The 13,669-nt window shown below is 59.9% G+C and carries 10 protein-coding genes; 9 read left to right on the top strand and 1 reads right to left on the bottom strand.

The window, feature by feature from the left end; genetic code table 11:
• The first annotated feature begins 11 nt into the window (after window positions 1-11).
• Window positions 12-713 carry a hypothetical protein gene (locus tag LZC95_32605; GenBank protein WXA91185.1) on the top strand — a complete coding sequence of 234 codons (702 nt, stop codon included), beginning with the start codon at window positions 12-14 and terminating at the stop codon, window positions 711-713.
• A gap of 17 nt (window positions 714-730) precedes the next feature.
• Here LZC95_32605 and LZC95_32600 read toward each other — a convergent pair whose 3' ends face one another.
• Window positions 731-1,522 carry a class I SAM-dependent methyltransferase gene (locus LZC95_32600; protein WXA91184.1) on the bottom strand — a complete coding sequence of 264 codons (792 nt, stop codon included), beginning with the start codon at window positions 1,520-1,522 and terminating at the stop codon, window positions 731-733.
• A gap of 237 nt (window positions 1,523-1,759) precedes the next feature.
• Between LZC95_32600 and LZC95_32595 the strand changes: the two genes are divergently transcribed.
• From LZC95_32595 to LZC95_32560, 8 genes are all read left to right on the top strand, one after another.
• Window positions 1,760-2,818, top strand: coding sequence for an HNH endonuclease (locus tag LZC95_32595; GenBank protein WXA91183.1), 1,059 nt, complete (start codon window positions 1,760-1,762; stop codon window positions 2,816-2,818).
• Window positions 2,819-3,328: 510 nt separating this feature from the next.
• A complete protein-coding gene (locus tag LZC95_32590) occupies window positions 3,329-4,354 on the top strand; it encodes a hypothetical protein (GenBank protein ID WXA91182.1) in 1,026 nt (341 codons plus the stop codon).
• A gap of 79 nt (window positions 4,355-4,433) precedes the next feature.
• Window positions 4,434-6,050, top strand: coding sequence for a hypothetical protein (locus LZC95_32585; protein ID WXA91181.1), 1,617 nt, complete (start codon window positions 4,434-4,436; stop codon window positions 6,048-6,050).
• 795 nt (window positions 6,051-6,845) lie between these two features.
• Window positions 6,846-9,740 carry an RHS domain-containing protein gene (locus LZC95_32580; protein WXA91180.1) on the top strand — a complete coding sequence of 965 codons (2,895 nt, stop codon included), beginning with the start codon at window positions 6,846-6,848 and terminating at the stop codon, window positions 9,738-9,740.
• Window positions 9,741-9,751: 11 nt separating this feature from the next.
• Complete coding sequence (locus LZC95_32575) at window positions 9,752-10,459, top strand: SMI1/KNR4 family protein (protein WXA91179.1); 708 nt, start codon at window positions 9,752-9,754, stop codon at window positions 10,457-10,459.
• 130 nt (window positions 10,460-10,589) lie between these two features.
• Window positions 10,590-11,315 (top strand): SMI1/KNR4 family protein, encoded by a 726-nt coding sequence (locus tag LZC95_32570; protein WXA91178.1) that lies wholly within the window; start codon window positions 10,590-10,592, stop codon window positions 11,313-11,315.
• Between the two features lie 525 nt (window positions 11,316-11,840).
• Window positions 11,841-12,206 carry a hypothetical protein gene (locus LZC95_32565; protein WXA91177.1) on the top strand — a complete coding sequence of 122 codons (366 nt, stop codon included), beginning with the start codon at window positions 11,841-11,843 and terminating at the stop codon, window positions 12,204-12,206.
• A 405-nt stretch (window positions 12,207-12,611) separates the two neighbouring features.
• The gene (locus LZC95_32560) at window positions 12,612-13,082 is read left to right on the top strand and encodes an SUKH-3 domain-containing protein (GenBank protein WXA91176.1); all 471 of its coding nucleotides are present in this window, start codon (window positions 12,612-12,614) and stop codon (window positions 13,080-13,082) included.
• Window positions 13,083-13,669 lie beyond the last annotated feature (587 nt).

Below are 13,669 nucleotides of genomic sequence, written 5' to 3'. Positions count from 1 at the left end.
CAGACAAGGACATGGGCAAATCCGTCATTCTCTCGGTTCTCGTGCTGTCGACACTCCTCGCGTGCCGGCGCTCTCCTTCGCCATCGTCCGAAGTGTTGGACGCGGGAGCACCCGCGCCGGTGCCGCGTGAGGCGAAGGAGCCGTCGCCCGTCGCCGAACGAATCGCCGCCAACGAATCCTACGAAACGAGACGTCGCGCCTGGGTGAACGAGACGCCCGCGGATTTCGACTGGAAGAACATCGCATTCGCGCCCTACGTGAGCAAGCGTTGCGGAAGCGGCCCCGCGGGGTACGATCCAAAGGACGACACCTGCGGCTTCGGCCTCGACGTCCCCACGTTCTTGCGACGCAGCGACGAAGACCAGAACGAAGGAGGCTTCCGCTTCTTCGGCGGCGCCGGCGTCGAGCTTTTCGTCGCCGTCCATCCGTACTTCGAACCGATTGACAAAGGCTGGTGCGTCAAAGGCCGCGGCGTCACCGTCTACAAGCGATACGACACCTGGTGCTGGCAATCGGGCCGGGACAAAGACCGCATCTTCTGGCGCAAGGAAAAGATGGGCGAAGATGGTAATCTCTACATCGTCCAAATCGACTATCCCGCCACGCGAAAAAGGGAAATGGACCCCGTGGTCACGCGCATCAATGCCACTTGGCACCAGCCGCTGGCCGACGCAGACAAGGCCACACCGGTCGACGATTACGGTGGAAAGTAGCCGCGCCTAGTTATGAGTTACTGCGATGGATAGACGTACTTCTCCGCAAGCACCCCGACGTTGTCCTTGATGGCATCGACTGGTCGCCTCGCGGCCGAAAGCGCCTCTTGATCCTGCGCATCTCGGAACGCGGCCGTGTTCTCTCGCTCGACCCAATAGCAGCCTTGCGCCTGCCGCCGCATCTTGGTCCAGAGCCGCAACGTTCCCGTCCGAGCCCGCTCACTGCACGTGAGCTCGTAGGCATCGGGAATGCGCCCGCCAAAACCGTGGTAGCTGACGATGCGCGAACCCACGGGCATCCTTTCGAGCACCGCTTCCATCAGCCGAATATCGTCTTGAAACCGCTCCGGCGTCAGCGCCACATTGGTATCGAGATGCTCCGCCTCGGCAAAGACGTTCTCGCCAAATGGATTGTAGAAATAAAGGGCGTCGAACTCTTCGAAGGGCACATCCACCAGCGCCCCATGCCGAAACGTCGCCCGGTCATCGACGCCAAAGCGATGCGCCAACTTGCGTGCAATGCGCACCAAGTTCAGCCGATGCTCGAGCCCCACGAACGCGAGCTCGCTCACGATCGCCCCGACGACACAAAGCTTCCCGCAGCCGGACCCCACATCGAGCACGTGCCGCGCGCCCGCTCGAGAGAGCCACTGCGCCGCCAAGCTGGCCACCGCCACCGGCGTCCAATACTGCCGCGACGCCAGGCGCGGCCCCGGCGGCAAATAGGCGTCGAAGTCCTCGTCTTCGACCTCGCCGCCACAGCGCAGCGTTTGCAGGATCTGCTCGGTGTTGCGGGCGGCGTACATCATGGCAAAGCGAGGAAGTATCCATAGCATACGCGCGAGTCGTGCGTCGATTTGCCTTGACGTCATTTCGTGAGCAAAAACTAGCCGATGGCCGTCTTCAACTTGAAATGGCCGGCGGGGCCAGCCATCGCCGCGCCTACGCGCGATCTCGGACGGGACGACCGCGAAGGTGTTCCTGGAGACGATCGCGCGGCAGCGCGGCTACGAAAGAGAGCGAAATGGCCATGGTAGACACGGAGCATGAAACTCGCAGATCTCTCGAATGCCGAGGTGCTATCGGGTCTTCATGCATTGGTCGGTCAAGGACGCGTTCTGCTCGCGCGATTACTGGCCTATCTCGGCGAGGTCGAAGAGCGACGCCTGGATCTAGAGGCAGCGTACTCCTCGCTATTCGACTATTGCGTTCGCAAACTCGCCATGAGCGAAGACGAAGCATGGCGCCGCGTCACCGCCTCACGTCTCGTACGACGATTCCCGCGAATATTGGGCATGCTCGAACGCGGCGAGGTCCACCTGACCGCGCTTCTTCTTCTGCGTGAGCACCTGACGGACGAGAATCACGAAGAGCTTTTGCATGCGATATCCACGAAGACCAAGGCCCAGGTCCAGCAGCTCCTCGCCACGCGTTTTCCAAAGCCCGACGCGCCTTCGCGGGTCCGGCCTTTGTCCCAGGACCGGTACGAGGTTCAATTCACCGCCACCGCCGAACTGAAAGAGAAAATCGAACATACCACGAACCTGATGCGCCACGCGAACCCAAGCGGCGAACTCTCGGTCCTCGTGGAACGAGCGCTCGATTTGCTCATTGCCACTCTCGAGAAGTCACGACTCGGTAAAACGGAGCGTCCCGTTACCGCACCTCCTGGTCAGAGTACGCGACCAGGCTACGTAAGGAGAGCCGTTCGCCGCAAGGTATTCGAGCGCGACGGCATGCAATGCACCTTCGTCGACGAAACCGGCCAACGTTGCGAATCGCGGACATTCCTCGAGCTCGACCACCGAAAACCCCGCGCCCGCGGCGGCTCCGACGAGGCGAGCAACATTCGAGTTCGTTGCAAACGTCACAACGGGTGGTCGGCCGAACGCGACTTCGGTCGCAACTTCATCGACAAGAGAAAAGCTGAGCACCCGCGCCAGCGCGTTCACGAATCCGACATAGCGCTCCGCGCACTGATCGGCATGGGATTCAAAGTGCACCAGGTGCGCCACGCACTTGGCATCATCGAGAAACGCCCACACGGGCGGCCACCCTCGATCGAGGGCGTCTTGCGCGAGGCACTGTTGCTTCTGACGCGGTGAACGCCGTCCTTGGAATGCATCCATGGTCCTGCTGGCGAAATCGTCATGTCGGTTGGAGAGTCGAACACTACGAAAGTCTTCCGAAGGTAAATTGATTGCGCCAGCGAGCGACGTTGTTACGGCGAGGGCTCACGGTACATAATGAGAGCTGACCGAGACTCGGTATGGCTTCTCGGATCCGCCGCGTGCCGAGTCTCTTCGATGCGTCGGCAAAGGACGTCCGGCGGGCTCCCGCCCAAACCCCCGCCGCGCTTGAGCCCGCCCGTGGCCACAATGCGGCACATCGGCTGCGTCGCGGCGTTCGCGCAGGCGGGGCACCCGGGACCCGGATGTCCGGACGCCACTCTTGCGCAGGTTTTCCCGCGGGTTTCCGTGGTTCGCGGTGCTCCGGGGCGGCGCCTCTTCCCATCGCCCGAGGCGGCGGAAATGCGCTAGTCTGCGGCCCACACGACAGGCTTCGTGCCCGCCACCTAACCAACGTCAACGCCACCCTTCGCCGCTTAGCCGCCCATGCAACGATTCAGGTACTCGCTCACCGCTGCCTCCCTGGCTTGTGCACTCCTTGGTTACGCTCCCAGCTCCCATGCCGCCGATCCGCGCGCCGATGCGCAGGTCCGGCAGGAAGAGGGCATCAAGCGCTACAACGCCGGCGATATGAACGGCGCCCTGAGCGCGTTTACGCAAGCATATGCCATTTATCCCAGCCCGAAGATCCTCTGGAATCTCATTCTGACCGAGTTGGAATTGGGCCGGAATCTCGAGGCTGCGCGCAACATTCATGTCTACCTCGTCTCCACGGATCCTGCGGCGACGGCGCAGAAGAAGGATGCGGCGCGGCAAAAGCTCGAAGATGCACGCAAAAAGCTCGGCTCCGTGAAAATCGAGGCGCCCCAAGGTGCGCGTCTTTTCATCGATGGCAAGCCGTTCCCGACCGCATATGCGGTGGACGACGTCGTCGAATTGGACGGAGGCGGCCACACCGTGGCCATGGAGACGGCCGCCCAGCGCAAAGAGCGCGCGGTGAACGTCAAAGTCGGTGAGGTCACCCGCGTCACCTTCGCCGAAAGCGCCCCCGAACCGGTCGCAGCGCCCCCGCCGGTCATCGCCCCTGTCGCGCCGCCGCCGCCGGAGCCGCCCCCGGAAAAATCCGGTGGTCTTGCCTGCCCGAAATCGGGCGCCTGCCTCGCGACCACCATCGGACTGGCTGCCATCGGCATCGCCGGCGGCGTGGGCGCGGTCATCTTCAATTCGAGCGCCGACAGCGCGAAGAAAGACGCCGACGACCTTCACGGGTCGAACGGCTCCTGCACCACGGGCCTGGGCGATTGCAATGGCCGGTTGCAGACATTGAAGGACGACCATTCGAGCCGCCTCACCCTATCGCGCATCTCGCTGGGCGTTGGTGCGGCGTCGCTCGTCGGAGCCGGCGTTCTCTTCTTCGTCTGGCCGTCGAAGTCGAACAAAGAGCCATCGGCTCGCATCACCCCGCTGATCTCTCCCAACACAGCGGGAATGGGCCTCACCGGGCGCTTCTAATGGGAATGGCCCCACGCGCGAACGCGGGGCCACCGCGAGCGGGAATTCCAAATTTGCTTTTCGTTGCAAGAGGGTAGTCATGAGAGCTTGGTACGTTGCTTCATCGTTGATCGCAGTCGCTGGCATCGCCGCTGCTTCCTTCATCGCCTGCGACACCTCGGAAGATTGCACCTTCAGCGCGAATGGCTGCGGGGGCGGGCGGGACGCGGGGTTCGACAGCAATCCTCAACAGTGGCCCGCCGGCTGCATTCCGGCGGCCGATCCGGGCGATAGCTTGCCCTGCGTCGACGAAAGCGTAGCCCTCTTCGTCGCCCCGAAAGACAAAGGCGGCAGCGAAGGCGGCGCCGGCACGAAAACGAGCCCCATCTCCACGCTCAGGGCCGCCTTGGACAAAGTGGGTGTCCGTCCTCGCATCTACGTATGCGGTGGCAATTACGAAGAAGCCGTCACCATCAACCACCGCGTGAGCATCTTCGGCGGATTCGATTGCAGCGGCGGCAACTGGACAGTTCCCAAGAACGCCCCCTTGGCAACGAACATCGCCCCCTCGGCCGTGGGCACCCCCGCACTCACCATACAAGCCGTATCGGAAGCGATCACCCTGATGGATATGTCGTTCACGTCGAAAGACGCGACAGCCGCGGGCGGAAATAGCATCGCCGGCTGGGTGACACAGTCCTCGGACGTGACATTCAAACGGGTCACGTTCACCGCGGGCGCAGGCAAAGATGGCGATCCGAAGGATGAGCCGAAGATTACGGATCCTGCGCCGGCAAAGGACGGAATCGACGCCGATGCCGGAGCGCCGGGCGGGGAGCAGCCGAATGATTGTTCTGCGCTCAAGGCGGGGAACAATCGGAGTGTCGGTGCTCCTGGTGGAGATAAAGGCGAGACCGGTGCTGCGCGCGGTGGGGATGGTGGGATTGGTCTGCCACAGATCCAACCCCCGAATCCGAATGACAACTTCAATGGCGTTGGGGGACAAGGTCTAGCCTCTGGCGACGTTTGCACGAGCGTTCCCGGCGCTCGCAACGGATCGCTTGGTGTCGGTGGGGCCAAGACCCCCGTCACTGGTCCTCTCGGCACCGTTGCGCAAGACGGCTACCACGGGGTGGACGGTCTCAAGGGCGGCGACGGTCAGACCGCGCAAGGCGGCGGCGGTGGTGGCGGCCAGGTCGGGACGTCGGGCGGTGGTGGTGGTGGCGCCGGTGGGTGCGGTGGACAAGGCGGAGCAGGGGCGCAGGCCGGCGGCTCCTCCATCGCGTTGCTGGTCTACAAAACGAAGGTTCATTTGTTTCAGTCGAAATTGGCCGCAGCTGCGCCCGGAAAAGGCGGTCACGGAGGCAAAGGCCAAAAAGGGCAAGAGGGTGGTGGAGGCAGTCGTCCCCTCGGGGGCGGATGCGGCGGTGGGCCTGGTGGCCACGGAGGTGGCGGCGCCGGAGGCAACGGCGGAGCCGGTGGATCATCGATCGGACTCGCGTATGGTGGCGACCCAAGCGCTGCTCCCGAGATCGACGGCAAGGCTGTAACGGCCGAAATCGCGAGCCAGCCCGGCTGGACCACCACGGCCCCGAACAACAATCACGGAGTAAAGGGCACGAAAGGCGACGCCGTCTCGAACGGCAAACCCGGCGAAGACGGCAACGACGGCCCCGATGGCATCGCCCGAGCGGCGGTGATCCTGCAGGCGCAATAGCGCAATCGTCGCCCGCGCAGCCACAACGGCTGCGCGGGCACGTAACACCATTACGCGGCAGGCGAGGGGCGAAACATGGGCTGCGCGAATCGTACTCGGCGTGAAGACGCAGCGCGCTTCGTCGGCGACCCCGTCGACGTCATCACCGGAGCCCTCACCGACTCGACATTCGACTTCCGCCTCGAAGCGCCATTCGCATTCGAATTCGTCCGCCACTACAGCAGCGCAAATCACGACGAAAACCGCGGCCTCGGCTGGGGCCACCGCCACGACTTCGACCACGAACTCCGATTCACGTACAACAACACCGTCGGTTACGTCTCCGCCGACGGCCGCCGCATCTCCTTCCCAATGTTGGAGCGCGACGGCACCCGCGTTGCGCGCTACGGCTACCAACTCGAGCGCGTCCAATCGAACTGGTACCGAGTCCACCTTCCCGACGAAGACCAGGGCATCCTCGAATTCGAACTATGGCGCCCCGACTGGCCCGCCCGCCTCGCCGCCATCTCCCACGAAAAGGGCACCACCCGCCTTTTCTACGACGGCACCACCGGCCTCCTCACCTCGGTCGTCGATTCCCTAGGCCGCACCACCCGAATCGACTGGGTCTCCATCCCCGACCCCCGAACGGGCCGCCCCCGCCCGCACATCGCCCAATTCACCTTATTACCGTCGCCGTCGACCCCCAACGAGGAATTCCTCCTCTCCTACCACTACGACGCCCACGGCCATTTACTAGGCGGCACCGACCGATACCGAAACACCTTCTCATTCGCCTACGACCAACACTCGCGAATGACCAAATTGGTCGACCGCCGCGGCTACTCCTTCCATTATTCCTACGACAGCCGCGGCCGCTGCGTCCACTCCACCGCCGAAGACGGCGTCGAAGAAGTCAAACTCGAATACCTCGAAGGCGCCACCATCGTCACCCTCGCCGACGGCGGCGAATGGGTCTACGAGCACCACGACGGCTATCTCTCCCGAATCATCGACCCCTACGGCGGCGAACACCGCCGCGAACTCGACGACGCCGGCCAACTTTGCGCCGAAACCGACGAAGCGGGCCGCCGTTTCGAGATTGTGCGCGATCACACCGGCAAGGGCGTCGGCCGCCGCGATTCTGTTGGGCACATCTGGGCGATGGGAGAATCCCCCAGCGAGCCGGACGCGTACATCGCGGTCAATGCTCGTGAGTGGGAATATGGCGCCCTTCTGCCTGAGGAGCACGGATTACCAATTCGACGTTACCTCGAAGTCGATCGGCTTCCGGCGCACGTTGTTAATGCGTTGACGCCCCCACCAACCGGACAAATGTCCGTGGACTTCGCAGAGCGATGGAAGGAAACCCCCGTCCAGGATTTGCAAGGACTGCCACTAAGGACCGAACGACTCGACGGTACACGTCGCTCTTGGTCATACGATGAGTCCGCGAATCGAACGCGATTCACCGATGCCGACGGTTCGTCATGGCGTTGGACTTTTACCTCCTGGAATCGCATTCATCAGATAACGAATCCACTCGGTATCACGACCGAGTTGACCCATTCACCCCGTCTCTTGATCTCCCGCGTCGCCGACCCGAGCGGCATGACGAGCGAGTACGCGTATGATCTGAAAAATCGGCTCACGGGTGTCCGTCGAAATGGTGTCGTTCGTGAAACTTACGCATACGACGCCAGCAACGAACTAGTGGAGAAGGTCGACGGCCGTGGAAAGTGGCTCCTTCGCTTCCAACGTGAAGATGAGGGACGGCTCGTCAAGCTCCAGACGGCGACCGGCGAGCGGCACGAGCTGGTCTACGACACCGCGCGCCGTCTGTCGCGGGGCACTGCCGAGAGCCCGGACGGGAAGAAAGATACCTACGGTTTCGACTACGACATTTGGGGTCGTCGCACGCGCGACCACCGCAACGCTGTCGGCGTCGAGCGACGCTTCGTCTCGGATCAGCTCGCAGAAATTCGGGTACTCGGAAAGTTCCTAACCCGTTATTCACGAAATCAGCGCAACACCGTACAGGTCATCGACCCCACCGGCGCGCAGCATACCGTGCAAACATGCCACGGTGGTGTCCTCCGTCGCAGAATGTCGAACGGCATGACGGAGGTGAGTCAGTATCATCCCAATGGCTACTGTCTCGCCAAGATCGCTTATACTCAGCAAGAGCAACGCTGGTCGCGCTTCTACGAACGCTCCTCCGAAGGGGACGTCCACGCTATCCACGATAGCGCCCGCGGCATCCATCGTTTCTCATACGATGCGGCGCATCGACTCGTCGGTGAAACCCTTCCAAGCGGCGAAACGCACGCTTTCAAGTACTCGCACGGCGGCACGCTCCTCGAATCGCCGACCCTCCGCGGCGCCACCGTGAGTGGCCAAAAGCTCTACGACGCCAACGGCAGCCGCCTGGAATACGATCATCGCGACGCGCTTTGCGCCCGTCACACTCCTTCCGGCACATTTCGACTGACGCACGACGCGCGCGATCAGCTCGTTTCCATGACCGGACCAGGTTTTGGGCAATGGTCCGCTCGATACGACATGCTCGGTCGCCGTATCGAGAGCACATTCAACGGCAAATCCACGAGCTTCTATTGGGACTCCGACCGCCTCGCCGCCGAAATCCTGCCTGACAAGCGTCTACGCATTTACATCTACATCGACGACCTGGCCTTGGTCCCGATGATGTTCGTCGACTACGCAAGCGTCGACGCCGACCCCAAGAGCGGCACCCGTTACTTCATATTCGCCAATCACCTGGGGACCCCCGAGGTCATCCAAGACGACACCGGCAACGTCGTCTGGCGCGCTCGCTACGAAGCTTACGGCACCGCCCACATCGAAATCGGCCAAGACTTTCACCAGCCCCTGCGTTGGCCCGGCCACTACTTCGACGCCCCTACAGGGCTCCATTACGTCCGTTTCCGTTATTACAGCCCCGAGCTCGGCCTCTTTCTCGAGTCCGACCCACAGGGCATCCGCGGCGGCTTCAACCTCCACGCCTATGCATCGGGCAACCCGCTCCGCCACGTCGACGTGCAGGGGCTAAGCAGCAATCCGTGTCCCGATCCAAAGGATCCAAATCAGCAGCAGACGCCCCCCGTTAAGGAGAGCTCCCAAACGGAGAATGCTCCGGATGCAAAGGCGCCAAAGCGTCCGAGGCGGCAAGAGTTAGATGGCTACCCACCGTACGATCCCGCGACGGTCGCGATGGCGTCCCGCCTCGCCGGTGCGCTCCGAAACGCCAACCTAACGCACCCGCCCGGTGCTGTTTGCGTCATACGCCATAAGGATGGAAGCGTCAGCGTGGGAATGTCCGGAAGCGTAGCAGGCCAACGAGCTGCTCGAGCCGCAATCGAGCCTGAGCTTGCAAATATGAAACGAGACGGGACGATAACGGGGGCGAGAATCGGAAAAGAGCAGTTCCGAACAGATCTTGGCAAGAGGGCCGACAACGGCGATCTCGCGCGTCCTAGCTGCGCCGAGCCGCGGGCGGGTGACGCTGCAATGCGACATCCTGATTCCCCCCCTGAATCGATGGGTACGGTCTCTGTTCCACGACCAGGCGAGAAGAAATTCAAGCCCGAGTACGCCGATTCGCGCGATCCCTCGCAGCAGGCGATGTGCCCGTGTGAGAGCTGCGGCGACCGCGGACGGGTAATTATGGGCCAAGATAAGCCAATATTGTGAGGAGTCTGGTTATGATCGAAAAATTCATCGCGTACGCATCATCATACAATCCTACGTTCGAGCATTCGATCAGGGGCGCTTCTCCTGCCGAGATTCAACATGCGGAGACTCTCGTCGGCCGTCCTTTGCCAGAATACTACCGGAGATATCTGATACGCATGGGCCATGACGATGCGGGCCTGAAACCCGTAGATGATGGGGCCATAAAGATTGAAAATCTGATCAGGTATTACACGGACTCCGCCAGCTCGAGTGACCCTCTTGTAGTGCCACCCGACTGCATCATTATTGCAAATCCAGTCGTGTTCGACGTGTGTCTTTACTGCGGTGGTGGGAGCGAACCAACCGTCTATCACACGGAGGCGGATACTCTCTATCAACTGTATGCAGAAAGCTTGGAAAAGCTGCTGTTTCAGTACGCCTTTCGAAAATACCGCATGCCATTGTACCCACACACGGTTTCACTTGGTGCTCCTATGGGAGAGGACATTCCCAAGCTACTGAAACCCGCAGGCGAATTTGCCGAACGTATGGGATTTCAGCGCCAATGGTTCTCGGATTCCGTGAGGTTCTGCGGCGAAACGACGAACGCCGCCATCAGTATGGTGGAGTATGAGCAGGAGCCCGGCCTTGGAATTCGCATCGATGGGACAGATCGGGCCGAGTTGGAATTGCTTGAAACGAAGTTTCGCAAGCACTTCGACGAAATTGTTCGGTAACATGGGTGTCCGTTGATTTCCTGTCTTGGGCAGCACCATGCCCGAACGCGACATCCAGCCTTCTCGACGAAATGCAGCAGAACGGACAGATCTCCCGTTCGCGAGTTGCCAAAGCCGCCGGAAGAATCCGATGATCGAAGAATTTATCGCATACGCATCCGCTTACAATCCCGTGTTCGCTGCTAGTATTCGGGGGGCTACCCCACTTCAGCTCGCGGAGCTCGAACGTTTGGTTGGCCGGCCATTGCCTGCGTACTACAAGGAATTTCTGAGTCGTATGGGGCAGGATGATGTAGGCCTTTCCGCCGCCGAAGACGCTACCATGGCTGTTGATGGTATAATTGATTATTATCGAAATTATATCGTTCCCGGAGAACGAACCATTCCGCCGAACTGCATCGTCATTGGCGCCTATTCTCAGGTAATGGACGTCAGCTTGCACTGTGTCGGTGACGACGAGCCCCGGGTGTACTTCACGGAGGATCATCTCTATCAGCCGTGGGCAGATTCTCTCGAGAAACTGTTGTTCCGTACCGCGTTCCAAAAATTTCGGGGTCGGCAATTTTCTCACGAGTTGAACATCGGGCCGGAGAAGGACCTCGGACGCAGAAGGCTACTCGCATCCGCGAGCGAGCTTGCCGAAAGACTCGGCTTTCAGCGCGAGCGTTTTTCGGATTCAGTTGCATTTTGCGGCGAGCATAAAGTCGGCGCCGTGCAAATACTCCAAACGGATGATGCCCCGATAGGGATTCGTCTGTATGGGAACAACCTGAACGAACTCGAGCCCATCGCTGCGAAGTTTGGCGCCGAACTCGGCCTAATTACACCAGCGGACCGCGGCTCTCGCAGTAGATGAATGATCTCCCGTGGCCTTGATATGCTTTATCGCCGGAGATATGGCAGCTTTCCCGATGGCGCGCTACGAGATCAAGCAAAGGTGCTGTTGATGCAGAGGCTTGGGTTGACGGAGTAACCAATCTTATGCTTGCCATCAATTACTTGGATACTCCACCTTGACCGATCGTTCCAGCTGCGCTCTCCCGGCAAAGTGATACGTATTGTTTTCGTGGCCGCGACCGACAACAAGATGCCGATGCTAGCGATCGCCGAAGTTCAACCCGCAATACAGCGAAAGCGAAACGTGACCGTAATTGAGCACGCCCAGGGCAGGGTATCTTTTGGTTTCTCGGCAAAGATCCAGATCGTACGAAACAAGCCACGCAAGTCGAATATCATCTCAATCAGCAGAAGAAGCAGCATAAGCCTCCTGGTGAAAGGACGGCGCGTCCGAGAAAGGTCAATGCTCTGAACCGGCTGCAGCGAAAGCCGCGGGCGAAAGTACCTCACCGCCGCACTCCTTCTTCTCGTTCGAGGTGTTTGTATGATTGCAACAGAGCGAAGTGACGATATTAGCGACTTCATCGCGTTCTTTGAGCAGATCGTCGGTCGAGATGTCGCCAGCGATCGAATGGGCGCCGACCCGAAGGATATCGAACGGCTGGTACAGCTCGTGGGGTTTCCGTTACCAGAAATGTATCTCGGATCTCTGCGCGAATTTGGTGAGCGAGATGGTGTATTGAAGCCAGCGGACGACGCTAGCCCGAAGCCCTCCGCATTGGTCGAGTTCTATCTAGAGCAGGCCGACAGCGAGGAGTCGGAAGTTCCCGACAACGGGGTAGTGTTTGGCGTCAACGGGAGCTCTGGCGAGCGCGCATTTTTGTATTCAGATGGGTCAAAAGAGACTTGATGAGGCTCGCGTGGTAGTGAGTTGGTGGGGCGATGTAGATTACACGCTCGCCCGTGACTTTCGTAATTATATATATCGAAAAGCTTTTGCGAACGGCCGTCTTAAGCTCGGTACTGCGTTGCTGTTGCAGAAAAATGACGGAACAATCGTCTCCGAAGTTCGCCGCGTTGCGATGGAGATGGGCTTTCGACCTTATTGGTTTAGTGACGACTTTCAGTCATGTATGGAAAGCGACGCTGGGTCGGCGCTACTGGCTAGAACCTGGGGGCAGTCTGCTTCCGTTTACGGAAGCTTTGCCAACGAGAGCATTCGCGACGAGATAAAGCTAAAACTAATACAGCGACTAGATCTTTCCGAGTAGAAATCTGAGTGCCGTCCGTCTTATTCTGCGCGGACGGAAGCGCCGTGAAATGGGTGAGAACAATGTTATCTGTTCAGCCGAAGGTTATACTCGTACTTCAACATGCAGGCTGGTCGCCGGATCGGTTTGTTACAATCTCCAAATGGTCTGACTACTTCGTCAAGAAGGGCTTCTTTCTGTCGCCAGATGCACGCACGATATTGGAAAATCTTGGAGGACTCAAAATCACGCCACCTACGTCGCCTACGAATCTTTTTAACCCAACCGAATTCCATTTTGATCCGTACTATGCTGCGTCCAGTGAAGTCGATCGAATCAAACAGTGGGAACAGGACTATTGTGTAAAGTTATTTCCAATTGGTGAGGTTGGGCGACAGGTTATTTTGTTGTGCGGCGATGATGGGAAGATCTATGGCGCGGGCCTTGGTTGCGTGAAGCTAATAGGAGTTCATATTTCGGAAGCCTTGGATACATTAGTGCTCGCTGAACGGCAATGGTCGACGTTATCTGGATAGAGCAGCGATGCTTCGAGCGTGACAATGGCGCCGCCAAAACGATTTGTACGAATGACGGAAGTTTCCCACGATTCATCGCAGTTTCTCCAACGGCTCGATGCGAGAACAAGCAAAGCTGCTGTTGACACAGAGACTTGGGTGACGGGGCATGTTGATCTTAGCGCGCCATCGGTCCGCCCGGACACCTCTAGGGTATCGGTTGCGGAGTCGCGGTAAGGCGATACGGAGGCTTTGTCCCCCACGCGCATCATAGAGAAAAGCAAGCTCGCTTTGCATCGCCGTCCGTGGAACGTCTCGCGCGGACTGGCATTCTCCACGACGGCTCGCCTTGAGATATTATCCTACGCCAACCCGGATCCCGACCTCGTGTCATCCAAATCGCTATCTCCGGCATTCTGCGCAGTTCTTACGAGCTGGTTCAATCTGGACTCAGTCGATATGAACAATAAGGCGGAGCTGTTCGCTACCGCAAACGTTGCCGCAACCGATCTGGCACGTCGGTATCTTCGAAAGAATCCGTCGCTCGCGCCACTCGTGTCGGAGCTCGAGGAAGCCATGTCGTCATGGCGGCCGGATTTTACTGCGCA

This window comes from Sorangiineae bacterium MSr12523 (genome assembly GCA_037157775.1).
In the GTDB taxonomy this organism is placed as follows: Bacteria; Myxococcota_A; Polyangia; order Polyangiales; family Polyangiaceae; genus Pendulispora; species Pendulispora brunnea.
Note: the sequence above shows the minus strand (reverse complement) of the source record. Positions and strands in the feature narration are given on the sequence as shown.

Bases quoted from the DNA above. Each gene is read 5' to 3' on its own strand.
- LZC95_32600 (WXA91184.1), bottom strand. From the start codon at position 1,522: ATGATGTACGCCGCCCGCAACACCGAGCAGATCCTGCAAACGCTGCGC.
- LZC95_32570 (WXA91178.1), top strand. From the start codon at position 10,590: ATGATCGAAGAATTTATCGCATACGCATCCGCTTACAATCCCGTGTTC.
- LZC95_32580 (WXA91180.1), top strand. From the start codon at position 6,846: ATGACCAAATTGGTCGACCGCCGCGGCTACTCCTTCCATTATTCCTAC.
- LZC95_32585 (WXA91181.1), top strand. From the start codon at position 4,434: ATGAGAGCTTGGTACGTTGCTTCATCGTTGATCGCAGTCGCTGGCATC.
- LZC95_32590 (WXA91182.1), top strand. From the start codon at position 3,329: ATGCAACGATTCAGGTACTCGCTCACCGCTGCCTCCCTGGCTTGTGCA.
- LZC95_32565 (WXA91177.1), top strand. From the start codon at position 11,841: ATGATTGCAACAGAGCGAAGTGACGATATTAGCGACTTCATCGCGTTC.
- LZC95_32575 (WXA91179.1), top strand. From the start codon at position 9,752: ATGATCGAAAAATTCATCGCGTACGCATCATCATACAATCCTACGTTC.
- LZC95_32595 (WXA91183.1), top strand. From the start codon at position 1,760: ATGAAACTCGCAGATCTCTCGAATGCCGAGGTGCTATCGGGTCTTCAT.
- LZC95_32605 (WXA91185.1), top strand. From the start codon at position 12: ATGGGCAAATCCGTCATTCTCTCGGTTCTCGTGCTGTCGACACTCCTC.